We start from the raw sequence: 22,441 nt of genomic DNA on the forward strand, positions 1-22,441 counted from the left end.
CAGGAGAATTCATGATGAAGCTGCGTGTTTCCCTTGCCCTTGCGGCCCTGCTGGCCTCAGCGCCGCTGGCCGCAAAGCCCGTTGCCACGCCCGATTTTTCGGTGGGCGCGCAATACGATACCACTCACGTCTATGTGCCGCAGGAGCAGTTCGACGCCTTCGTCACCGCGTTCCAGGCGACATTTGGCGGCACCACCAGCAAGCAGGGCGAATTCCAGGTGACGCCCACGCCCAGCCTGACCAAGTCGCAACTCGTGCTCACCCCCGCCGGCACGGTTTCGGTGTTCGGCTTCAAGACGCCGGTGCCCTATCCGTTCGGTGCGGAGCGGACCGGCTATCTGGTGAGCGACATGGACGCGGCGGTGAACGCGGCGCGCGCCGCCGGGCCACGCGCCTGATCGAAACCTTCCCCGATCCCATCGGCCGCGATGTGGTGGTGCAATGGCCGGGTGGGGTGAACATGCAGCTCTATTGGCACACCGCCACGCCGCATTATGCCCCGCTCGCCATGGTGCCGGAAAACCGCGTTTACCTGACGGCAGACGCGGCTGACACCTTTATCCTGGCGTGGACGCGCTTTGCCCATGGCCGCGTGGTGTCGGACGACAAGACCGCGCCGGGCGGTGAAGTGGGGCAGGCCGCCCCGATCCGCCGGGTGATGATCGACAGCGGCTATGGCAAGCTGACCGTACTCGTCTCCAACGGGCAACTGCCCTGGCCCTGGGGCCGGGACATGACCGGCTATGCCGTGCCGGACCTTTCCGCCACCCTGGCCAAGGCCACGGCAGCGGGCGTCGAAACGCTGGTGCCCCCGCGCGAAGTGGGCGGGCGCATGGCCGCGCTGGTGCGCTTCCCCGGCGGCTATATCGCCGAAATCCACCAGAACGCGCTGCGATAAGGCGGTGGTGCGCGAACCCCGCTTTGTCGACGCGGTGCTGGATTGGCCGCCCACGTGGTTTGTCGCCCGCCTCTTGCTGGTGGGCGCCTATCTGGTGGGAGGCCTTGCCAAGCTGGCCGATTGGCCGGGCGCCGTGGCCGAGCAGGCGCATTTCGGGATGCACCCGCCCGCGCTGTGGGCTGGCATCACGATTGCGGTGGAACTGCTCGGCCCGGCGCTGATCCTGGCGGGGCGGTTGGTGTGGCTGGGCGCCGGGATGCTGGGCGTGTTCACCGTGCTGGCCGCGTGCACGGCCAATGCGTTCTGGACCATGCAAGGCGCCGAACGCTTTGCCGCGACCAACGCCTTTTTCGAGCATCTGGGCCTTGCCGGCGGCTTTGTGCTGGCGGCGCTGGTGGCCGAACATGCGCGGCGCGAAGGCCGCATGTGAGGCGCCGTTGGCCCGCGCTCTGGGCCATGCTGGCGGCGGTTCCGGCGCAGGCCCAATCGCCAGCGGACCAATCGTCCGATCAGGACGTGCTGCCGCGCAGCGTGATCGAGGCCTGGCGCCCCCCCACCCTGACGATCACCCGCTATACCGAGGATTGGTCTGCCCTGGCCGATCCGGCCAAGCGCACCGGGCGCTGGACGGCGCCGTTCAAATATATCCCGCTGGGCGAGGCGGACCGCTGGTTGTCCAGCGGCCTCGAACTGCGCGCGCGGGTGGAATCCGGCCAGGGGCAGACCGCCAGTTATTGGCGCGCGATGCCCCATGCCGATCTGCATTGGGGCCGGCTCCGCGCGTTCGTGCAGGGGTTGGCGAACACGGCGGGCGGCGTTGCCGGCGGGCCGGCGCCGGTCGATCGCACCGGCATCGATCTGCTGCAAGCCTTCGTCGATTACACCGTGCCGCTGGGCACGCAGGCCAGCTTGCGGCTGGAAGGCGGCCGGCAACTGGTCAGCCTGGGCAGCGAGCGGCTGGTCGGCACGCGCTATGGCCCCAATACGCCGCAGCCCTTCGATGGCACGCGCGCGCTGCTCGATGCGGGGCCATACACCGCCAGCGTGTTTTACCTGGTGCCCGTGGTCGCAGGGCCGCGCCGCCTGGACGATCGGCGCTCCCGCCAAAAGGCGCTGTGGGGGCTCTATGCCACGCGTTGGCTGGGGGCGGGGCAAAAGGCGCGGATCGATGCTTATGCCATGGCCTATCACGATCGCGCCGCATCGCTGCAACAGGCCGGGCTGGCCGGCGGCACTGGTGAGGAGCGGCGCACCACGCTGGGCCTGCGCGCGGCGGGGCAGGCCGGGCGGCTCTATTGGGATGGCGAGGCGATGGTGCAGCGTGGGCACTTGGCTGGCCGCGCGATCCGCGCCTGGTCGGTGGCGCTGCGCGCCGGGCGCCGCTTTCCCGCCTTGCCGATGCAGCCCGATCTTTCGGTTCATGCCGATCTGGCCAGTGGCGACAGGGCGCCCGGCGATGGCCGGGTGCAGGGGTTCAACCCGCTGTTTCCCAAAGGCAAGTATTTCGGCGAACTGTCTCCCTTTGGCCCGCGCAACCTGATCGACGTGCACCCCGCACTGGTGCTCTCGCCGCTGGCCGGGGTGAAGCTGGGGCTTTCGGCCATGGCCTATTGGCGGCACAGCCGGGGCGATGGGATTTACGATGTGCCCGGCCGCCAGTTGCACGCCGCAGACGCCGGGCAGGGCCGCTTTCTGGGCAAGCAAGTTGAAGCGGTGCTATCCTGGCAGGCCACGCCCGAACTCACGTTGACCACGTCGGCCAGCCATTTCGTGCCGGGCGCGTTCCTGGTGCAGGCCGGCGCCGCGCGGCCGATCGATCTTTTCGCGGGTGAAGCCGTGTTCCGGTTTTGAAGGAGAGTGCCATGGAAGACCCGCCCGTTGTCGTGCGTCCCGCGTCGCCGCTGCCGCGCTTGCTGTTGCTGCTCTCTGCCACCACCGGCCTGGTCGATGCGGTCAGCGTGCTGGGGCTGGGCAAGGTGTTCACCGCCAACATGACCGGCAACGTGGTGTTCCTGGCCTTTGCCCTGGCGCGGGCACCCGGCTTCACACCCTTGCCTTATGTCGTGGCGCTGGCGCTGTTCATGGCTGGCGCGCTGGTGGCGGGGCGGTTGTGGCGCCACGCCGCCAGCCATCCCCTGCGCTATTGGCTGGTGCGCGCCGCCTTGCTCGAAGCCGTGCTGTTCCTGGTCGCGGCGGGGGTCGCGCTGGTGCCTGGCGTCGATCGCCCGCATCCAACCTGGGCGGTGTTTGCCATGATCGCGCTGACGGCCGGGGCCATGGGCTTTCGCAACGCCACGGTGCGCCAGCTCAAGGTGCCGGATCTGACCACCACTGTCCTCACGCTGACCATCACCGGCATCGCCGCCGATGCCGGGGCGCCCAACTTGCGCACCCGCCTGGGCGCGATCGCCGCGATCTTTGCCGGCGCGGTGGCCGGGGCGCTGCTGGTGCTGCATGCGGGCCTGGCGCTGCCCTTGGCGCTCACCGCCGTGCTGGTGCTGGGCGGCACGCTCGCTTGCGTCCGCCACCCGCTGATGGCGCTGCCGCATCGGCCATAAGCCTGTCCCAAAGCGGTCAGTCCAATTGCACGGTGTCTAGTCGCGCGCGGGGATGGCGCCGGGGCGCATGATCGTCCACCCGGCACAGGCATGGCCGGCCAGTACCGCTGCCGTATCGTCCGATCCGCGCAGCACGGCGCCCAGGAACCCGGCGTTGAACGCGTCGCCCGCGCCGCTGGTGTCGATCGGTTGCAGGCGCGCGGGTGGGGGGATCGTCTCGCCGCCGGGCAGGCGGGCACCCTCCGCGCCCGATTTGACCACCGTGCGCGCGCAGCCCTGCGCTTGCCAGCGCGCGGCCACGACGGCCGCGTCGGTCTCGCCGGTCAGCGCGGTTTCGTCTTCCAGGGTGGGCAGGCCGATGCTCGCCGCCGCCACGGCGCGGGCGTGCCAGGCGCGCGCAGCTGCTTCGCTTTCCCACAGGCGCGGGCGATAGTTGCTGTCGAACGCCACTTCCCCGCCATTGGCGCGCACGCGCGCGGCCAGGGCGAGCAAGGCGCTGCGCCCCTCGTCGGGCAGGATGGCAAGCGAGATCAACGAGAAATAGAGCAGCGCCGCCTGGGCGGCGCGGTCCATGGCACTTGCCGTTTCGGGCAGGGCAAACATCGCGCGCGCGGCGCTCGCCTCGCGCCAATAGGTAAAGCTGCGCTCACCCTGCGCATCGGTGGAAATGGCATAGAGCCCGGCGCCCCGCGTGGGGTGCGTCAGGATCAGGCTATCGCCTACCCCTTCGTCCCGCCAGGCCGCGCGCAGCTTGGTACTGAACGGATCGCGGCCCAGCGCGGTGAAATAGGCCACGTCATGCCCGGCGCGCGCCAGGTGGATCGCGGTGTTGAGCGTGTCGCCGCCATGGCCAAGGCGGAAAGTCTCTCCCGCCCCGGACAATTCCAGCATGCCTTCGCCCAGGCAGACGATCCGCCCGGTCATTCGATCCCCCCGGTCGTTCGACCCATGATCACCAGTTCCACATCGTGCCGTCTTCAAGACGGGCCACCGGCAGGTAGGCCGGCTTGTAGGGGTATTTCTTGGCCAGTTCCTCGTCGATGTCCACCCGTGGCCGGGGGTATCGCCCACAAACAGCTCACCCTTTTCGAAATGGTAATCGTGCGGGAAAACCGCATCCGTTTCAGCGGTGTGGCGCATGTATTCCTGGATGCCGAAATTGGGCACCCAGGTATCGAAATGCAGCGCGCAGCCCATGGTCACCGGCGAAAGATCGGTTGCGCCATGGCAACCGGTGCGCACCTGGTAAAGGCTGGCCAGATCGGCAATGCGGCGCAAGTGAGTCAGGCCACCCGCGCCCACCACGGTGGCGCGGATATAGTCGATCAACTGGTTCTGGATCAGGTCCTTGGCGTCCCAGATCGTGTTGAAGATCTCGCCCACGGCCAGGGGCGTGGTGGTGTGCTGGCGCACCAGCTTGAAGGCTTCCTGGTTTTCCGCAGGCGTGCAGTCTTCCAGCCAGAACAGCTGGTAGGGCTCCAGCATCTTGCCCAGGTTGGCCGCTTCCTGCGGGGTGTAGCGGTGGTGCCCGTCGTGCAGCAGGTGATGGTCGAAACCATAGGTCTTGCGCAGTTCTTCAAACAGCTTGGGCACGTGGTTGAGCGCCTTGCGCGTGTCCCACCCGGTGACCGAGGGCAGCGCGGCATCGGCCGGCTCGTAATAGAGCTTGCCCCGGCCCACGCCATAGGCGTCCTTGATGCCGGGTACGCCGGTCTGGGCGCGGATCGCCTTGTAGCCCATGTCGATATAGTGGCCCACCGCTTCCACGGTTTCGGCAATGTCAGAGCCGTTGGCATGGCCATAGACCATCACGCCGTCGCGGCTGCGCCCGCCGAGCAGCTGGTACAGCGGCATGCCCGCCATCTTGGCCTTGATGTCCCACAAAGCCATGTCCACCGCGGCGATCGCCCGCATCGTCACCGGGCCGCGCCGCCAATAGGCACCGCGATAGAGATATTGCCAGATATCCTCGATCCGGCGCGGGTCCATGCCGATCAGGCACGGCGCCACGTGATCCTGCAGATAGGAAACCACTGCCAGTTCGCGCCCATTGAGCGTGCCATCGCCGATGCCATAGACGCCCTGGTCGGTTTCGATCTTGAGCGTGACGAAATTGCGGCCGGGGCAGGTGACGATGACCCGTGCGGCAGTGATCTTCATGAAATGGTCCTCGCGTGTCGGCTGACGGATGGTGGCAGGCGAATGTGGTCTTGCCGAATTGGCCGACCGATATCGGCCTGTCAAGTTTTACAAGATTGGTAATGCCAGTTTGTGCCGATCAGGCCCCATATTGGCAATGCTCATGGGTGGCGACTGTGAAATCATTGGCAAGGCGCGGTCGTGCTCCGTAACTCGCGGCGGTATTTTCAACCAAAGCGGTAGAGTTTAGACAATGACCAATGGGGGTTTTCGCGCGGGCCTGTTGCGGGGCGGGGCCGTGTTCGCTGTACTCGGGGTGGCCCAGGTGGGCGCGGCCCATGCGCAAGGCGCGGGCGCCGTGGCGTCGGCGCCGGCGGCCGAAGGCGTTGACGAAAGCGGCGCAGGGGCGATCATCGTCACCGGCCTGCGCGGCGGGCCGCAGCGCACGGTGGCGGAAAGCCCGGCACCGATCGACGTGGTCGGGGCCGACAAGCTCAAGACCACCGGCGCTGCCGAATTCGGCGAAGCGCTCACGCGCGTGTTGCCCTCGATGAATTTCGCCAGCACGCATGCCGGCATCTTTTCCGTGGTCCGCCCGGTCAGCAATCGTGGCCTGAGCCCGGCCTATACCCTGGTGCTGGTCAACGGCAAGCGCCGCCACAACAGCGCGTTCATGACCAACACCACCCAGGATACCAGCGGCGTCAACGCGGTGGACCTGGACATGATCCCGACCAGCGCGATCGGCCGGATCGAAGTGCTCAAGGATTCCGCAGCCGCGCAATATGGCACCGATGCCATCGCCGGGGTGGTCAACATCCAGCTCGACAAGCGCACCGGCTTTGATGCGACGGCGCAACTGGGCCGGCAATACATCGGCAACGGCGATCGCCAGAGCTGGCGCGTGCAGGGCGGCTATGGCGTGAAGCTGGGCGAAGGCGGGTTCCTGCGCCTGTCGGCCGAATATCGCGAGCGTGGCGGCAACTGGTGGAACTTGCCGGCCACCGACACCAATCTCTACTCGATCCCGTCCAACCGCACCGTGGCCCAGGTGGCTGCCACCAGCGGCTTGTCCGAAGCGCAAGTGCAGGCCAACATCACCGCGGCCAATGCCCGCAACGCGCAGTGGAACCGCGATGGCGCGCACAACGGCGATCCGCAGGTCAAGGCGTGGAACGCGGGCTGGAACGGCGAAGTGCCGATCGGCACAGATTGGACGTTCTATTCCTTCGGCACGTTCGGCCATCGTGACGTGCAGATCGGCAACAATTTCCGCCGCCCCAACGGCACGGCCGATTTCACCGCGCTGTTCCCCAACGGCTATTACCCGGTCAACAACATCGCCGAAAACGATGTGCAGGTTACGGGCGGGTTCAAGGGCACGCTGGACAAATGGCATATCGATGCCTCCAGCAGCTTTGGCCGGAACCGCAGCCGGCAATATTCCAAGCTCTCGATCCGCCCTGCGCTCGGCCCCACCGGACCGACTTCGTGGGACAGCCTGGCCAATTTCCGCTTCACCGAATGGACTCACAACCTCGACGTGACGCGCGAGGTGGACCTGGGCCTGGCCAAGCCGCTCCAGCTTTCGTTCGGTGCGGAATACCGGCTCGATCGCTTCCAGACCTTTGCCGGGCAGGAACTGGCGTGGAAGACGGCCAGCTATATCATCAAGCCGGGCGACCAGCAGTATGACTGGAACGTGGGCCTGGCCGCCTCGCCGGTGGTGCAGGGCGCGATCGTGCTTTCCCCGGCCGACGAGGCCGATGCCAAGCGCCGCGTCTATGCCGGCTATGTCGATCTGGCGTTCTATCCGGTGCAGGATGTCTATGTGGGCCTGGCGGTCCGCGCCGAACATTACAGCGACGGATCGGGCAGCCCGGTGGGCGTCAAGTTCAACGCGCGCTGGGATGTCAGCCCGGTCTTTGCCCTGCGCGGCACGGTCGGCACCGGGTTTCGCGCGCCTTCGCTCACCCAATCGGCCTATGCGCAGACCGATGGCCGCACCGCGCTGGTGCTCAACCCCGCCACTGGCCTGACCGAAGCCGTGCCGACCGTGGCCAAGCTGGTCACGCCGGATTCGAAGCTGGGCGGGCTGCTCGGGGCCAAGCATCTCAAGGCCGAGCGCAGCTGGAACGCCGGGCTGGGCTTCGTGGTCAACCCCGGCCATGGCTTTAACCTCACGGTCGATGGCTATTACATCAAGATCAAGGACCGGATCGAGCGCACCGGGCGTCTCTATGGCAGCGGCATCACCGCGATCCTCAATGCCAACGGCCTTTCCGGCGTGGAGCAGGTGGAATACTTCTTCAACGCGGCCGACACCTCGACCTGGGGGCTCGATGCAGTGGCGCAGTGGCACCATGGCCTGGGCGCCTGGGGTGACGTCGATCTGAGCGCCGCGTTCAACTACAACAAGACGCATATCGATCGCCTGCCCACCGTCCCCTCGCAACTGTTCGGGGCAGGCGGCGCATCGCTGCTGGGCGCCGGTTCCGCCTTTTTCGGCGGGGACAAGCAGGGCGAACTGACCGTGATCAACCCCACCACCAAACTGGTGCTCAACGGCAGCTGGACGCGGGGCCGCCTGGGCCTGGCGGCCACGGTCAGCCGCTATGGCAGCTATGTGCAGCGCACCGCCGCCGGTGATGACCGCCGCTTTGCCGACAAGTGGATTACCGATGCCAGCGTCAGCTATCGCCTGACCAGCTTTGCCACGGCGCAGGTCGGTGCCACCAACCTGTTCAACGTGCGCCCCGAAACCAATGGTCCGGGCAGCCCGCAGACGGGCCAGGGCTATTACGGGCCTTCTCCGTTCAACCCCGATGGCGGCCACTATTATGGGCGAATTTCCGTTGCGTTCTGATCGGCGCGGGTTCCTTGCCGGCGCGGCGGCCAGCCTGGCCGTGGTGCCGGCGCTGGCCGCCTGCGGACACCGGCAGGCCGGCACCGCCCTGGTGCTGGGCGATCAGGTCCATCTGCTCCAGGCCAAGCTGGAAGCGGCGGGCGCGCTCGATGGCGTGCCCTACCGCTACACCTGGGCCAGCTTCCCCGGCGCGGCGCCCTTGCTCGAAGCGCTCAACGCCGGCGCGGTCGATACCGCCATCGCCGGAGACCTGCCGGTCGTGCTGGCCGCGGCGGCCGGGTGCCGGCTCAAGATCGTGGCGGTCAGCCAGTCCGCGCCCGAAAGCATGGGCATCATCGTGCCGCGCGGTTCGGCGATCAAGGACGTGGCCGATCTTGCCGGGCGGCAGGTCATCGTATCGAGCGCGCGGGGCAGCATTTCGCATTACCTGCTGCTCGAAGCGCTGCGTGAGGCAGACGTGCCGGTCGAGCGGGTGAAGATCGGCTTCATGCTGCCGACCGAGGCCAGCGCGGCCTTTGCCAGCGGGCAGATTGCCGCCTGGGCCACGTTCGGCCTGTTCCAGGCGCGGGCCGAGGCGGCCGGCGCGCGCGTACTCCGCGACGGGCGCGGCATCGGGCCGGGCTATACCCTGATCACGGCGACGGAGGCTGCCCTGGCCGATCCGGCAAAGCGCGGTGCGATCGGCGACGTGCTGGCCCGCCTGCGCCGCGCCAATGCCTGGGCGCGCGCGCATGCAGAGGACTATGCCCATGTCTATGCCCGGCAGACCGGCGTGGACCTGGCGCTGGCCCGCACGCTGGTGGCGCGCGAGCGGCCCGGCCTTGCCCCGCCCGACGATGCTTTCCTCAGCGCGGTGCAGCGCGCGGCCGATCGCTTTGCCGAATATGGCATGCTGCCCCGCCGCGTCCACCTGCCCGACTATTGCGATTTCACCTTGCTGCCGCCCGCGTGAGGCTTGAGCGGGTTCAATCGCCCTATCAGCAATGCTCGTTATCCCCCACGCCCAGCCCGACCCTAGACTGTGCGCCAACAGGAGGTCCATTTCATGTCAGAGCCCCGCCAATTGCATCTGGGCGCCATTCTCGAAGGCGTCGGCACCGATCAGCATTCCTGGCGCGATCCCGCCGTTCCGGCTGACGCCAGCATCAGCATCGACTGGTATGTGGAGCAGGCGCGCCTGGCCGAGGCGGCCAAGTTCGACCTCGTGTTCATTGTCGACAGCCCGTTCATCACGCCTGATACGGCGCCGCATTTCCTCAACCGGCTCGAGCCGCTCACGCTGCTGTCCGCCCTGGCGCTGGCTACCAGCCGCATCGGCCTGGTCGGCACGCTGACCACGTCCTATTGGGAACCCTACAACGTTGCCCGCCAGTTCGGCTCGCTCGATCATATCAGCAAGGGCCGCGCGGGCTGGAATGTGGTGACCACCGGCCTCGAAGGGGCTGCGGGGAACTATGGCCGCGATGCGCATTTCCCCCATGCCGAACGCTATGCCCGCGCGCGCGAATTCGTCGATGTGGTGCAGGGCCTGTGGGACAGCTATGAAGACGATGCCTTCGTCGCCGACAAGGCCAGCGGCGTGTTCCTGGACAAGGCCAAGCAGCACCGGCTTGACCACAAGGGCGATTTCTTTTCGGTCTCCGGCCCGCTGGCGCTGAGCCGCTCGCCCCAGGGCCAGGCCGTGATCTTCCAGGCCGGCGACAGCAACGAAGGCCGCAACCTGGGTGCCGCTATCGCCGATGGCACGTTCACCGTGGCGGCTGATATTGCCACGGGCCAGGCCTATTACGCCGATCTCAAGGCGCGCGCGGCCGCCCTTGGCCGCAATCCCGAACACATCAAGGTCCTGCCCGGCCTATCGCCGATCCTGGCCGATACCGACGAGGAAGCCCAGGCCATTGCCCGCGCACAGGAAGAAGCGCTCGATTTCAACAAGCTGCTGGTGCAACTGGGCCGTGCGTTCAACTATCACGATTTTTCGCAATACGATCCCGACGCGCCGTTCCCCGATGTGTCGGGCCTCTCGCTCAACAGCTACAAGGGCCATGCCGAACGGATCGTGGCGACCGCGCGCGCCGAAGGGCTGACGCTGCGTGCCACGGCCTGGCGCTTTGGCCAGTGGCGCAGCAGTTTCGTCGGCTCGCCCGAAACCATCGCGGACGAGATCGAGCGCTGGTTCGTGGGCCGCGCCGCCGATGGCTTCAACTTGCGCGTCACGCGGCCGGGTGAATTTGCCCTGTTCCGCGAACGCGTGGTGCCGATCCTGCAGAAGCGCGGCCTGTTCCGCACCGACTATGCCGGGCAGACCCTGCGCGAGCATCTCGGCGTGCCGGTTCCCGCCCATCGCCATGGCGCGCAGCTTCTGGCCGAAGCCGCCGAATGAGCACGGCGCCGCTGACGCTGCGCGCCGATGTCCTGGTGATCGGCGGTGGCATGGCGGCAGCCTGGGCGGCGCTGGCCGCCGCCGAAGCGGGCGCGGCGGTGATCGTGGTGGACAAAGGCGCCATGGGCACCAGCGGCGTGACGGCCACGGGCGGGCCGGGCCACTGGTTCGTGCCGCCCGAAGGCCGCGCCGCCGCGCTGGAGCGGCAAGTGGCGCGCACGCAGGGCCTGGCCGAGGCGGCGTGGATGGAACGGGTCATGGACCTGACCTGGCGCCACCTGCCGACGATCGCCCCGTGGTATCCGTTCGGTAGCGACGGGCAGGGCGGGCGCTATATCCAGGGCGTGCGCGGGCCGGAATACATGCGCGCGTTGCGCCGCATGTGCGTGGGCGCGGGCATTGCCGTGCTGGATCATCATCCCGCGCTCGAACTGCTGGCCGATGGCGACGGCGCCGTGGTTGGTGCGCGCGGCCTGGCCCTGGGCAGTGGGGAGGACTGGGAAATCCGCGCCGGCGCCACCATCCTGGCGACCGGCGGCTGTGCGTTCCGCTCCGGCCTGATCGGCAGCCACACCCAGACCGGCGATGGGCTGCTGATGGCGGCGGAAGCCGGCGCCTTGCTCTCGGGCATGGAATTTTCGATATCCTGGTCGCTCTCGCCGGCCTGGGCCTCCACCCGCACGCTGCCGTTCACCGCCGCGCGCTTTTTCCGCGAGGATGGCAGCGAACTGGCGATCCCCTCGCTCAAGGCCGGGCATGCGCATTACCAGGCGCTAGGCGCCGCGTTGCTGCAAGGGACCGTCCTGGCCGATCTTTCCGCCGCGCCGGCCGGGCTGCCGGCGGTCTTGCGGCAGATCCAGCCGCTGACCGTGGCCGCGTTCGAGCGGCGCGGCATCGACCTGTTCCGCCAGCGCTTTCCAGTCCGCCTGTTTGGCGAAGGGACCATTCGCGGCACGGGCGGCATTGCGCTCGCCGATGCCGATTGCGGCACCGGGGTGCCGGGCCTCTATGCCGCAGGAGACGCGGCCACGCGCGAACTGGTGGCTGGCGCGATCAGCGGCGGCGGCGCGGTCAATTCCGCCTGGGCGCTCGCCTCGGGCCGGATCGCCGGCGCGGCGGCGGCGCACTATGGCGCGGCCAAGGGCGGTCGTGCCGGCCCGGCGCGCGCCTTGGGCAAGGCCGGCCTGCGCCCTCGTGGCAGCGCCAGGCCGGTTGCCACGGCGCCACTGCAACAGACGATCGAGCACGCCATCCACGGGCTCGATCGTGCGCTGTGGCGCCGTGCTTCCACCTTGGCGGCATCGCTGCACGAACTCGATGAAGCGTGGCGCGCAGTGGCCGACCATGGCCTTGCTGCCGACCCTCGCGGCCGCGTGGAACTGCGCGCGACGGCGGCGATGGCCGCCACGGCGCGATGGTGCACGGCGGCGGCGGCGGAACGACGCGAGACGCGCGGCATTGCCGTGCGCACCGATCTGCCCGCCACCGATCCCGCCCAGGCGCGGCGCCTGCTGGTCGGTGGACTGGACAAGGTGTGGACCCGGCCGGCAGCGCCCGCCCTGCGCGGGTTGGAGGCGGTGCTGTGATCGCCGCCCTGCTTGCCGAGCGCTGCACCGGCTGCAACGCCTGCGTGGAGCAGTGCCCGACGCGCGTGTTCGAGCCCGGCGGGGCCGGCGGTGTGCCGGTGATCGCCGCGCCCGATGCCTGCCAGACCTGCTATCTGTGCGAACTGGCCTGCCCGGCCGATGCGCTTTGGGTCAATCCCGATGCACAAGACGCCACCGCGCCCTCGCTTGCCGATCTGCTCGCCTCGGGCCAAGTGGGCCGGGTGAAGCGCGATCATGGCTGGGATGCGCCGCTCGATGCCGGCCAACTCGATGCCTATCGCCTGCTTGGCCCGCTGCTGGGCGAAGGGGTGGAGATTGCCGACCGGCACTACCACCGCTTGATCGCCGCACGTTGACCCTGCCGCGCGCCGCCACCCCAGCGGGATGGCGGCGCGCGCATGGCTCAGAACGTCACGCCCACGCGCGTGTAATAGAACCCGCCCGAAAGCCCGAACGGGGCAAAGTTGCCATAGGCGCCCGAACCATCGGAAGCGACGATGCCGTTGCGATCGGGGTAGACATCGAACAGGTTGTTGGCCCCCACCGACCAGGTGACCTTGTCCGAAAGCTTGTAGCCCACTTCCAGATCGGCCACCCATTTGGCGCTAAAGGTGCGGTCGCTCGCCGCCGTGGTGCTGCTTTCGGTATATTCGCCATAGCGCGTCGTGCGCACCAGCGCGGTCAGGCGGTCAAGGCTCCAGTTGGCCGACAGCACCACTTTGCTCTTGGGCACGGCCACCAGTAGGTCCTGCTGCACCTGCCGCCCAAACAGCACCACGTTGAGCGAGGATAGCTGGCTGGGATTGGCGATCACATGCAGGATCTTGGTGTCGAAATAGCTCCACGCCGCATTCAGACGCACGGTGCCAAGGTTGCCGGTGTGCAGGCTGTATTCGCCCACCACGTCCACCCCGCGCGTGCGCGTGTCGATCGCGTTGGTGAAGAACTGCGCGCTGTCCACCCCGGTCACGCCATTGGCGACCAGGATCGCCTTGATCGCGCTGCCGCCGTTGGCGGCGGTGCCGAGGAAGTCGGTCTTGACGATGCGATCGTCGATGCGGATCTGATAGCCATCCACCGTCAGGCGCACGGGCCCGCGTTCAAACGTGATGCCGGCGGTAAAGCTCAAGGACTTTTCGGGCTTGAGCGGCTGCGCCCCCAGCGCGCGGGCCGCAGCCGAATCCACCGGCAGGAATTTCGAGGTGGTCAGCACGCGTTCGTTGCCGACCACCGTGGCGGTGTTCTGCGTGGTGGAAAAGGCCGTCTGCGCCAGCGACGGGGCGCGGAAGCCGGTATTGACCCCGCCGCGCAGCGCCAGGCCGCGCGCCAGCTCAAGCCGCGTGCTGAACTTACCCGATGCGGTGTTGCCGGCGCTGTCGGAATAGTGCTCGAACCGCCCGGCGAGCCCCACGAACCAGGCCGGGGTGATCTTGGTGGACACGTCCACATAAGCAGCCACGTTGTTGCGCGAAACCTGCGTGGCATCGGCCGGCGACGTGCCGGTGAACGAGACGAGGCCGGGCGAGGGCGATAGCCCGCCATAGAGATTGCCGAACGGCGTGCCGTCCTTGGGCACGACATAGCCGCCGTCGCGATAGCTGTCAGGCTCGCCGGCGCGGCTGGCGAACTGTTCGAAGCGGTGCTCGATGCCCACGGCCAGGTTCAGCTTGTCGGCCAGGCCCACGTCCAGCCCGCGCGAGAGATCGAGGTTGTTGACCCACAGCGTCTGCACCTGGCGGCCCATGTAAAAGCTGGTCTTGCTGGTCGGCCCGATCGAGGGGTTGAGCGTGTTTTCCGCCCCCAGCTTCACCGAATCCCGGCCAAAGCTGCTGGAAAGATCGGCCGCCCAGCCGCCCAGGTCGCTGCGCAGGCCCCAGGTGGTCTGGTAATCCCATTCCCACAGCCGGCGATAGGCCTGGAAGCCGGAAGGGTAGAGCTGCGGCAACGACCCGATCGAGGTTGCCGGCACATAGGCGCCGCGCGCGTCCTTGATGTTGCGATAGCTCAGCGTGGAAAAGCTGTAGAGGCGCGTGGTGTCCGACAGCGGCAGTTCGGCGTTCACGCTGCTGTTGATGATCTTGTCGCGGTTCGATCGGCCATAGCCGCCCGCGATCACATGGTCGGCGTTCGCTTCGCGCGGGTCGGGCTGGCCGTTGACCAGCGGATAGATCCGCGCGATCGGATCGGCCGAGCTCTTGGCGCGGTCGTGATACTTGCCCTCCACTGCCACGCGGACAAAGCCATCGTCGCCCAGGCGCGCGCCATAGGACAGTGTCTGTTGCAACAGCGCGCCGCCCTTTTCATAAAGCTGGCCGGCGGTGGTGGTGAATTCCCCGCCCTGCGGCGCGTCGTCCAGGATCAGGTTGATCACGCCGGAAATCGCGTCAGACCCATATTGCGCCGCCGCGCCATCGCGCAGCACTTCGATCCGGCCCACGGCATTGGTCGGGATCAGGTCCACGTCCACCGGGGTGGAACCGCCCGAAACGCGGCTGAGATTGTTGATCAGCGCCGTGGTGTGGCGGCGCTTGCCGTTGACCAGCACCAGCAGATAATCGCCCGAAAGCCCGCGGATCGAGATCGGCCGCACGCTGGCCGACGTGCCGCCGCCACCCAGCGCCGGCATCGACAGCGACGGGATGATATTGCCCAGGATTTCCTTGAGGCCGGTGCGCCCGGTCTGCTTGAGATCGGCCGGGGTGATCACGTCGATCGGCACCGGGCTGTCGGCTACGGTGCGAGGGCTGCCGCCACGCGTGCCGGTCACCACGATCGCGTTGCCGCCAACCTCGCCCGCGTCGGCATTGCTTTCTGCTGCCGGAGCAGCTGGGCTTTCTGCCGCCTGCGCTGGCGCTGTGGCCAGCACGCCCACCAGGGCGGTGGAAAGGAGAGTGGATCGCATGGAAAAAGCCCCCGTCATATTCGGTTCTGAACGTGGGGTTGCCTTGCGGAATTATACTCTATCAATCCAATTGAGTTTATTTGGTGGCCTATGATGTCTGGCAATAGGCCAAACGGGATGGGCGTTAAAAAGTAGTGGGGACCCCGGACTTGATCCGGGGCCCCCGCTTGTTCGCCTTACACGATTGGCGCAAAGGCCTGGGCAAGCGGGCGCGGCGCTTTCACTTCGCCGGCCTGGCGGAAGGTGTCGAGCACGCTCTGCTGCGCCGCGATCAGCCCGGCATCGATCGGCGTGCGCACGCGGCCGTTGCGCTGCGCGGTGGCGCGGGCAATGGCGAGCGGCAGCCCGGTCTCGCGTGAGAGGACGGCGGCGTATTCCTCCACGTGGCTGGCCGCCCAGGCCAGCGCCTTGGTCTCGCGATCCAGGAAATCGGCCAGCAGGTCGCGCTTGGCCTTGGCCGCCCCGGCATAGGCCACATCGAAACCCGTGCCGTTGGAAAACGGCCGGCCATCCACAGCAATGTGCGCGGCCTGGGCCAGCGCGGCCACGGTATAGGGCGCCCATGTGGCCCAGGCATCGATGGCCCCGGTCTGCAGCGCGGCCTGGCTGTCGCTGGGCGAAAGGAACACCATGTGCACGGCATCGGCTTTGAGCCCGGCCTGTTGCAGCGCGCGCAGCACCAGGTAATGCCCGATAGAGCCACGGGTGGACGCAATGCGCTTGCCCACCAGGTCGCCGATCGAGCGTGCGGCCGAGCGTGGCGACACGAGGATCGCCAACGCGCCTTCGGGCGTGGGCGGCACCACTGCCATGGCGCCCACGGCCACGATCGGGCTGCCGGCCTGATAGGCGAACTGGAACGGCGCGTCGCCCACCAGGCCGACATCCACCGCGCCAGACCCCAGCGCTTCGAGCAGGTTTTGCGCGGCGGGAAATTCCGACCAATCCACGCGATAGGGCGCGCCGTCCAGCACGCCGGCGGCCAGCATCAGGGCCTTGGTGCTGCCGCGCTGGTTGCCCACGCGCAGGGTGCCCGATGTGGCCCCGCCCCGGCCGCAGGCGGCCAGGGCGAGGAAACCAGCCGCCGCCAGGCCACCTGCTGCCATGATCGCATTGCGGCGGGTGAGCGACGGATGGACAATGCCTGTTTCGTTCACAGATCGGACCATAAGGGCTCGTCGGCGATCAGCACGCGATGCAGTTCACGGGGGAAATCGCCATAGTTGCGCACGGCATAATGCACGGCGGCGCGGTTGTCCCAGAACGCCACCGAATTGGGCCGCCAGCTGAAGCGCACCTGCAGTTCGGGCCGCTTGTACTGCTGCAGGATCTGCGCCAGCAACTCGCGGCTTTCGGCCAGTTCCACGCCCAGGATCTGCGGCTGCTGCGAGAAATTGACCCACAGGATCTTCTCGCCCGTTTCGCGGTGGGTGCGCACCACGGGATGCGCCACGATCGGGTATTCGTGGCCCACGGCCTTGAGCGCGCCGAGGAAATTGTGCGTGACGTGCAATCCTTCCAGCCGCGCCTGCAGCGCTTCGGGCAGGCTTTTCCACGCCAGGTGCGCGTCCACCCATATCGTGTCGCCGCCCACTTCGGGCAGCCGCACGTCGCGCAGCACCGCGCCCCAGGTCGGCACCAGGCGCCAACTGGTGTCGGTGTGATAGGCCTCGCCCTTGTCCAGGTGATCGAGATAGCGATCCCCGGCGTGCTTGAGGTCTTCAGCCGCGATCGCGTGGATCGGGGTGATCCCGGCGTTGTGCCGTGTGGTAGGGTGGGTGTAGAGCGGCCCGAACTGGCCGGCAAAAGCCGCCTGTTGCGCGTCGGTCAGCACTTGATCGCGGAAGAAGATCACTTTGTAGCGCAAGACGGCGGCGCGGATCGCTTCCCGCTGCAACGGAGTGATCGGTGCAGACAGATCGATGCCGCTTACTTCGGCCCCGATGGTGGGCTGCAGGCGCGTGAAAGCCAGCCCGTGGTCGCTGCGTGCCAGAATGTCGGTGCTCATGGCGTTTTCTCCCTCGCTCAGGCCGCGCTGCGCGCCGTGCGCGCGGCAGTGTGGCGGTTGACGGGCACATCCAGGCCCAGCGTGTCGCGGAACGTGCTGCCGGGATAGTCGGTCTTGTAGATGCCGCGCCGTTGCAGGATCGGCACCACTTCGTCCACGAACGCTTCCAGCTGGCCGGGCAGGCTTTCGAACAAGTTGAAGCCGTCGGCGCCACGCTGTTCGAGCCATTGCTCGAACCGGTCGGCAATCTGGTCGGGCGTACCCACGAACAGGCCACGCGGCGTGGCGCTGCGCAGCGCGATCTCGCGCAGAGTCAGCCCCTGGTCGGCCAGCGCCAGCACGCGGGCGGATTGGCTCTGGTTGCTCTTGAGCCCTTCGGCGGCCACTTCGCGCGGGAAGGGGCCATCGGGATCATAGACGCTGAAGTTGTGGTCGTTGAAGCCACGGCCCAGCGCGCGCAGCGCGTTTTCCAGGTTGCCCAGTTCGGCCAGCTCGCGATACTTGGCCTCGGCTTCCGCTTCGGTGCCGCCGATCACCGGCCGCGCACCGGGCACGATGAAGACCTTTTCGGGATCGCGGCCAAAGCCGCGCGCGCGCGCCTTTATATCGGCATAGAACTTCTGCGCTTCGGCCAGGTCTTCCTGGTGGGTGAAGATCGCCTCGGCTTGCGCGGCGGCAAAGCTGCGCCCGTCCTCGCTCGATCCGGCCTGGAAGATCACCGGCTGGCCCTGCGGGCTGCGCGAGATATTGAGCGGGCCCTTCACTTTCAGGAACTCGCCCTTGTGGTTGAGTTCGTGCAGCTTGTCGGGATCGAGGAACTGGCCGCTGGCCTTGTCGCGCACCAGCGCGTCGTCTTCCCAGCTGTCCCACAGGCCCTTGACCACGTCGAGGTATTCGGCCGCCAGGCGATAGCGCGTGTCGTGCGCCAGGTGCTCGTCCTTGCCGAAATTGGCCGCGCTGCCTTCCAGCCAGCTCGTCACCACGTTCCAGCCCGCGCGCCCGCCGCTGATATGGTCGAGCGAGGCGAACTGGCGTGCCAGGTTATAGGGTTCGGTATAGGAAACCGTGGCCGTGCCGACCAGGCCAATATGCTCGGTCACGGCGGCCAGCGCCGAAAGGATGGTCAGCGGTTCGAACCGGTTGAGGTAGTGCGGGCTCGACCGTGCGTTGATCGAAACGCTGTCGGCCACGAACAGGTAGTCGAACTTGCCGCGCTCGGCCGCCTGGGCCTGGCGCTTGTAAAACGCGAAGTTGGTGCTGGCGTCGACTAGCGCATCGGGGTGGCGCCAGTCGTCCCAGCCGGGGCCAACGCCGTGGAGAATGAAACCGAGGCGAAGTTCTCTCTTGGTCGTCATGTCATGGTCCTTTCCATCTCCCCGGCGGTTGCTTGTTTTTTGCCATGATAGGCCTTGGCGGCGGCGGGGCGACCGAGAGCTGCTCAATTCAATTCAAGAATTGCCAATGCCCGCCGGTCGGCCGCCGCGCCGATCAAAAGGCGTAGGCCGCCTTGAGGAACACTGTGCGCGGCGGATTTTGCGCGCCCTGCAACAGGATGGTCCCGGCATAGGGCCCGGACTTGATAGCCGCGCCCACCGGGCTGAGCGAGGTGAAGAAGAAAGAATTGGTGAGGTTGCGGCCGGTCAGCGTGAAGGTCCAGCGTTCATCGGGCGTGGCATAGCTGATGAAGGCATTGGCATAGCCATGCGCCGGGATCTGGTAAGCCGGGGTGTTGAGCTGGTTGGAGAAATACGAAGTCTGGAAATTGCCGCTGGCGCCCAGCTTGATTTCACCCGGCACGCCCACGGGCACCGTCCAGGTGGCCGAGGCGAAATATTGCCACTTGGGCTGGAAGGGGAACTGGTTGCCGGTGTAGGTATAGGCCGGCACCGTGCCATAGGCCGGCGCGGCATAATCGTCATAGCGCGTGGCCAGGTACGTCACGTTGAACACCAGCGCCAGGCGGCGCCAGGGCTGCGCGGCGGTTTCCAGTTCGAACCCTTCGGTGTGGGCCGACGGCGCGTTGCCGCGGGTGCTGACATACGTGCCCGAAATCGGGCTATAGGCCGAAACGGACGTCTGCAGGTTCTTGTAGTCGTTATAGAACCCTGTCAGGTTCAGGCGCAGATCGTGGTTGAACCAGTCGGTCTTGATCCCTGCTTCATAGGTGTTCACCGTTTCGGGGTCATAGGGCAGCGCCGTTGCCAGGTTGAGCGCGCGGTTGTTGAATCCGCCGGCGTCGAATCCCTTGGCATAGCTGGCAAACAGGAACACGTCGGGCGTGGCCTGCCATGACAGTCCGGCCTTGGGCGTAAAGGCATGCCAGGTCTTGGCATTGAGAATGCCGGCATTGGTGAAGTTCACCTGCGCGGCCGAAACGCTCACGCCCAGCGCCGGGATCGCCCCGCCGGTCAGGACCTGGGGATAGAGCGTGGGATCGATGGGGTTGCCGTCGAGGTCATAGTTCACGCCGCGGAAGGCAAAGGTGCGGCGCTGGATGATATAGCGCCCGCCAGCAGTAAACGTCAGGCGCGGGGTGACATGAAGGTTGCCCTGGAAATAGGCGGAATAGTTGAAGCTGCGCGTCCGCCCGATCTGGTCGAAGGGCGCGGCGGGCAGGGCCATGTCGGACTGCGGCAGCCCGGTGACATAGCCCAGCCGGTCGCTGGCGAAATTCTCGAACAGGTAATAGAGCCCGCCGGTAAAATCGAAGCTCTGCCACGTGCCCTGCAACTGCAGTTCCTGGGTGAACTGGTGCTGGCGATAGGTGATGTAGTTGTCGGAAATGTCGATCGCCCGCGGTTGCGCGGAATTGTAGGGCAACTGCGCCTGGCCATCGTTGTTGTAGTTCACCGGGTTCTGGCTGAACGCGCGCAGCGCGGTGATGCTGTGCACGGCCAGGTGGGCGTTCACGTCATAATCGATCCGCGCGGTCAGCCCGCCGGTGCGCGACGTGTTGGTGGGATAGCGCCCGGCATAGCTGACATTGGCCTTGTAGCGCGAGAACGAGGTGGGGCTGTACAGCGTGCCGCCGGTGATCGCGCCCAGGCCGCTCAATGCCGCATTGGTGGGATTATAGGTGGTGGCAACATATTGCGCGGCCTGCGAATGGTCGATCGTGCCATCGCCGGTCAGCGTCACTTTCAGCCCTGCTGCCGGGGTCAGCACCAGCTTGATCCGCCCGCCGGTGGTGTTCTGGTTGTTGACGTGGTCCTTCTGCGACGGGTTCCAGGTATAGCCGTCGTGCTGGTCGTGGGCGATGGCCACGCTGCCCACCAGCAGGCCGGGCACCAGCGTGCCGGCCACATAGCCGTGGGCATTGACCGTGTTGTAATTGCCATAGCCGATGTCGCCGCGCAGGCTGAAACGGTCGGTGGGGGTGCTGGTGACATAGCGGATGGCGCCGCCCGCCGAATTGGCCCCGAACAAGGTGCCCTGCGGCCCGCGCAGCACTTCCACCCGCGCCACGTCAGTCAGGTCGGACATGCCGTTGATCGCGCGCGCCAAGTACACGTCGTCGATATAGGTCCCAACGGTTGGGTCGAAGATCGGGTCGCTGTTGCCGATGCCGCGGATGAAGAACGTGTTGGTCAGCGGGGTGATGCCGCTCGGCGCGGTATAGAGGCCGGGGATCTGCCCGGCGAGATCGCGGGCGGTGATCACGTTCTGCTGGGCGCGGAATTCGTTGCCGATCACGCTGACCGCCACGGGCGTCTGCTGCAGGCGCGTTTCGCGGCGCGTCGCGGTGACGACGATGTCATCCTTGCTGCCCGCCTCGGCGGCCGGGTCGGCGGCAGGGGCCGCATCGGGCACCGGGGCATCGGCAGCGGGCGCGGCGAGCGCGGGCGCAAAGGGCGCGGCGGCGGCACTGGCCAACAGGGCCAGCGCGAATGCGGAACGAGTCATGATTTCCCCTCAAGGCTTGTTGTCTGCCCGGTTAGAGAGCGGCCACCAGCCCGTCCTATTGAAACTCAACTTCAATGGTTGAGTTATCGTCATGGCCCCCAACGCATTGCCGATGCTCATCACGGCAAAGGAAATCTCATTGGTCGAGGGTAAACTCAACGGATAGGGTTGAGATTATGTCTGTTCCATTCGATACCCGCCGTGCCGTGCCCGGCGTTGCCCGTCGTTCGTTCCTGGCCGGGGCCGGTGCCGCGCTGCTGGCCGGCTGTTCTGGCACGGCCAAGCCCACCGCCTTGCGCGTTGCCATCACCGGCAAGGGCGAAAGCGACAACCGCCTGATCTTTGCCACGGCCGGGATCGTGCCCGATTTCCCCGTGCACTATTCCGAATTCGAATCCGGCCACCTCGTGGTCGAGGCGCTCAATTCCGGCGCGATCGACTTTGGCGGGATGAGCGAAATTCCCCCGGTCTTCGCGGCAGCCTCCACGGTGCAGAGCTTCCGGCAGATCGCGGTCTACCATGGCGACGTCAACAACCAGGCCGTGCTGGTGCCGCGCGGATCGGCGCTGCGCACCCTGGCCGACCTGAAGGGCAAGCGGGTGGGCTATGTCCGTGCCACCACCACGCAGTATTTCCTGATCCGCATGCTCGAATCTGTCGGCCTCGCCTGGGGCGACATCGAGCCCGTGGCGATGACCGTGGCCGATGGCGCTGCCGCGTTCGGCAACGGTTCGCTCGATGCCTGGGCGATCTATGGCTTTCCGATCCAGCGCGCGCTGGCCACGCAAGGCGCGCGCGTGCTGCGCACCGCGCTGGGGTTTCTTTCGGGCAACTATATCGTGGCCGCGCACAAGGATGCGATTGCCGATCCGCTGCGTGCCGATTGGATCGCGCGCTACTTGCGCCTGACCCAGCAAGGCTATGCATGGACGGCGGCAAACCAGAACGTCTGGGCCGGCAAGGTGGCCGATGCCATCGGCGTGCCGGTGGCGTTGGTCAACGACCAGTTCGCCCGCCGCAGCGATCCCTTCACGCTGCGCCGCGTCAGCGATGCCGCCATCGCTTCGCAGCAGGGGGTGGCCGATGTCTTTGCCAAGGCGGGCCTGATCGGCCGCCGGGTCGACATGCGCCCGCTGTGGGACAACCGTTTCAATGCCCAGATCAAGGAGGCCTGAGC

Annotated in this window: 15 protein-coding genes and 2 pseudogenes; 10 read left to right on the plus strand and 7 right to left on the minus strand. The window is 67.1% G+C overall.

What is annotated here, in order from left to right; translation table 11 throughout:
- The first annotated feature begins 14 nt into the window (after nt 1–14).
- The 4 genes and pseudogenes from R9J51_RS21790 to R9J51_RS21805 all read left to right on the plus strand — a co-directional run bounded on the left by R9J51_RS21790 (nt 15) and on the right by R9J51_RS21805 (nt 3,456).
- A pseudogene (locus tag R9J51_RS21790) lies at nt 15–898 on the plus strand (VOC family protein).
- Between the two features lie 7 nt (nt 899–905).
- A complete protein-coding gene (locus tag R9J51_RS21795) occupies nt 906–1,328 on the plus strand; it encodes a DoxX family protein (RefSeq protein WP_432788022.1) in 423 nt (140 codons plus the stop codon).
- Entirely contained in the window at nt 1,325–2,749 is a 1,425-nt protein-coding gene (locus R9J51_RS21800) for an alginate export family protein (RefSeq protein WP_432788023.1), read from the plus strand. Before R9J51_RS21795 ends, R9J51_RS21800 begins: the two co-directional genes overlap by 4 nt.
- Before the next feature lie 11 nt (nt 2,750–2,760).
- Entirely contained in the window at nt 2,761–3,456 is a 696-nt protein-coding gene (locus tag R9J51_RS21805; protein ID WP_179562369.1) for a YoaK family protein, read from the plus strand.
- A 36-nt stretch (nt 3,457–3,492) separates the two neighbouring features.
- Here R9J51_RS21805 and R9J51_RS21810 read toward each other — a convergent pair whose 3' ends face one another.
- Complete coding sequence (locus tag R9J51_RS21810; RefSeq protein ID WP_432788024.1) at nt 3,493–4,380, minus strand: sugar kinase; 888 nt, start codon at nt 4,378–4,380, stop codon at nt 3,493–3,495.
- Nucleotides 4,381–4,408: 28 nt separating this feature from the next.
- Nucleotides 4,409–5,616 (minus strand): annotated as a pseudogene (gene manD, locus R9J51_RS21815) (mannonate dehydratase).
- Between the two features lie 277 nt (nt 5,617–5,893).
- Between manD and R9J51_RS21820 the strand changes: the two are divergent.
- The 5 genes from R9J51_RS21820 to R9J51_RS21840 all read left to right on the plus strand — a co-directional run bounded on the left by R9J51_RS21820 (nt 5,894) and on the right by R9J51_RS21840 (nt 12,807).
- Nucleotides 5,894–8,461, plus strand: a complete 2,568-nt coding sequence (locus tag R9J51_RS21820; protein WP_179562367.1) for a TonB-dependent receptor domain-containing protein — start codon at nt 5,894–5,896, stop codon at nt 8,459–8,461.
- The gene (locus tag R9J51_RS21825) at nt 8,451–9,413 is read left to right on the plus strand and encodes an ABC transporter substrate-binding protein (protein ID WP_211184907.1); all 963 of its coding nucleotides are present in this window, start codon (nt 8,451–8,453) and stop codon (nt 9,411–9,413) included. Before R9J51_RS21820 ends, R9J51_RS21825 begins: the two co-directional genes overlap by 11 nt.
- A 93-nt stretch (nt 9,414–9,506) precedes the next feature.
- The gene (locus R9J51_RS21830) at nt 9,507–10,844 is read left to right on the plus strand and encodes an LLM class flavin-dependent oxidoreductase (RefSeq protein WP_168557073.1); all 1,338 of its coding nucleotides are present in this window, start codon (nt 9,507–9,509) and stop codon (nt 10,842–10,844) included.
- Nucleotides 10,841–12,430 carry an FAD-binding protein gene (locus R9J51_RS21835; protein WP_169475386.1) on the plus strand — a complete coding sequence of 530 codons (1,590 nt, stop codon included), beginning with the start codon at nt 10,841–10,843 and terminating at the stop codon, nt 12,428–12,430. Before R9J51_RS21830 ends, R9J51_RS21835 begins: the two co-directional genes overlap by 4 nt.
- Nucleotides 12,427–12,807, plus strand: coding sequence for a 4Fe-4S dicluster domain-containing protein (locus R9J51_RS21840; RefSeq protein WP_179562365.1), 381 nt, complete (start codon nt 12,427–12,429; stop codon nt 12,805–12,807). Before R9J51_RS21835 ends, R9J51_RS21840 begins: the two co-directional genes overlap by 4 nt.
- Nucleotides 12,808–12,854: 47 nt before the next feature.
- Here the strand turns inward: R9J51_RS21840 and R9J51_RS21845 are convergent, their stop codons facing one another.
- The 5 genes from R9J51_RS21845 to R9J51_RS21865 all read right to left on the minus strand — a co-directional run bounded on the left by R9J51_RS21845 (nt 12,855) and on the right by R9J51_RS21865 (nt 21,264).
- Nucleotides 12,855–15,353 carry a TonB-dependent receptor gene (locus tag R9J51_RS21845; RefSeq protein ID WP_179562364.1) on the minus strand — a complete coding sequence of 833 codons (2,499 nt, stop codon included), beginning with the start codon at nt 15,351–15,353 and terminating at the stop codon, nt 12,855–12,857.
- 176 nt (nt 15,354–15,529) lie between these two features.
- The gene (locus tag R9J51_RS21850) at nt 15,530–16,459 is read right to left on the minus strand and encodes an aliphatic sulfonate ABC transporter substrate-binding protein (RefSeq protein ID WP_179562362.1); all 930 of its coding nucleotides are present in this window, start codon (nt 16,457–16,459) and stop codon (nt 15,530–15,532) included.
- Nucleotides 16,460–16,506: 47 nt separating this feature from the next.
- Nucleotides 16,507–17,361, minus strand: a complete 855-nt coding sequence (locus tag R9J51_RS21855) for a TauD/TfdA family dioxygenase (RefSeq protein ID WP_179562360.1) — start codon at nt 17,359–17,361, stop codon at nt 16,507–16,509.
- 17 nt (nt 17,362–17,378) lie between these two features.
- Nucleotides 17,379–18,716 (minus strand): LLM class flavin-dependent oxidoreductase, encoded by a 1,338-nt coding sequence (locus R9J51_RS21860; RefSeq protein ID WP_169475390.1) that lies wholly within the window; start codon nt 18,714–18,716, stop codon nt 17,379–17,381.
- Between the two features lie 133 nt (nt 18,717–18,849).
- On the minus strand, nt 18,850–21,264 hold the full coding sequence (locus R9J51_RS21865) for a TonB-dependent receptor domain-containing protein (RefSeq protein ID WP_179562358.1): 2,415 nt from the start codon (nt 21,262–21,264) through the stop codon (nt 18,850–18,852).
- Between the two features lie 176 nt (nt 21,265–21,440).
- Between R9J51_RS21865 and R9J51_RS21870 the strand changes: the two genes are divergently transcribed.
- Nucleotides 21,441–22,439 carry an ABC transporter substrate-binding protein gene (locus R9J51_RS21870; protein WP_168557081.1) on the plus strand — a complete coding sequence of 333 codons (999 nt, stop codon included), beginning with the start codon at nt 21,441–21,443 and terminating at the stop codon, nt 22,437–22,439.
- Nucleotides 22,440–22,441 lie beyond the last annotated feature (2 nt).

Origin of the sequence: Novosphingobium rhizosphaerae (assembly GCF_050920675.1) — a bacterium.
GTDB lineage: Bacteria > Pseudomonadota > Alphaproteobacteria > Sphingomonadales > Sphingomonadaceae > Novosphingobium > Novosphingobium rhizosphaerae.

What these genes read in the sequence shown, in the direction of transcription:
- R9J51_RS21860 (WP_169475390.1), bottom strand. Translation starts at nt 18,716, where the DNA reads ATGACGACCAAGAGAGAACTTCGCCTCGGTTTCATTCTCCACGGCGTT.
- R9J51_RS21805 (WP_179562369.1), top strand. Translation starts at nt 2,761, where the DNA reads ATGGAAGACCCGCCCGTTGTCGTGCGTCCCGCGTCGCCGCTGCCGCGC.
- R9J51_RS21830 (WP_168557073.1), top strand. Translation starts at nt 9,507, where the DNA reads ATGTCAGAGCCCCGCCAATTGCATCTGGGCGCCATTCTCGAAGGCGTC.
- R9J51_RS21865 (WP_179562358.1), bottom strand. Translation starts at nt 21,264, where the DNA reads ATGACTCGTTCCGCATTCGCGCTGGCCCTGTTGGCCAGTGCCGCCGCC.
- R9J51_RS21855 (WP_179562360.1), bottom strand. Translation starts at nt 17,361, where the DNA reads ATGAGCACCGACATTCTGGCACGCAGCGACCACGGGCTGGCTTTCACG.
- R9J51_RS21835 (WP_169475386.1), top strand. Translation starts at nt 10,841, where the DNA reads ATGAGCACGGCGCCGCTGACGCTGCGCGCCGATGTCCTGGTGATCGGC.
- R9J51_RS21810 (WP_432788024.1), bottom strand. Translation starts at nt 4,380, where the DNA reads ATGACCGGGCGGATCGTCTGCCTGGGCGAAGGCATGCTGGAATTGTCC.
- R9J51_RS21870 (WP_168557081.1), top strand. Translation starts at nt 21,441, where the DNA reads ATGTCTGTTCCATTCGATACCCGCCGTGCCGTGCCCGGCGTTGCCCGT.
- R9J51_RS21850 (WP_179562362.1), bottom strand. Translation starts at nt 16,459, where the DNA reads ATGGCAGCAGGTGGCCTGGCGGCGGCTGGTTTCCTCGCCCTGGCCGCC.
- R9J51_RS21845 (WP_179562364.1), bottom strand. Translation starts at nt 15,353, where the DNA reads ATGCGATCCACTCTCCTTTCCACCGCCCTGGTGGGCGTGCTGGCCACA.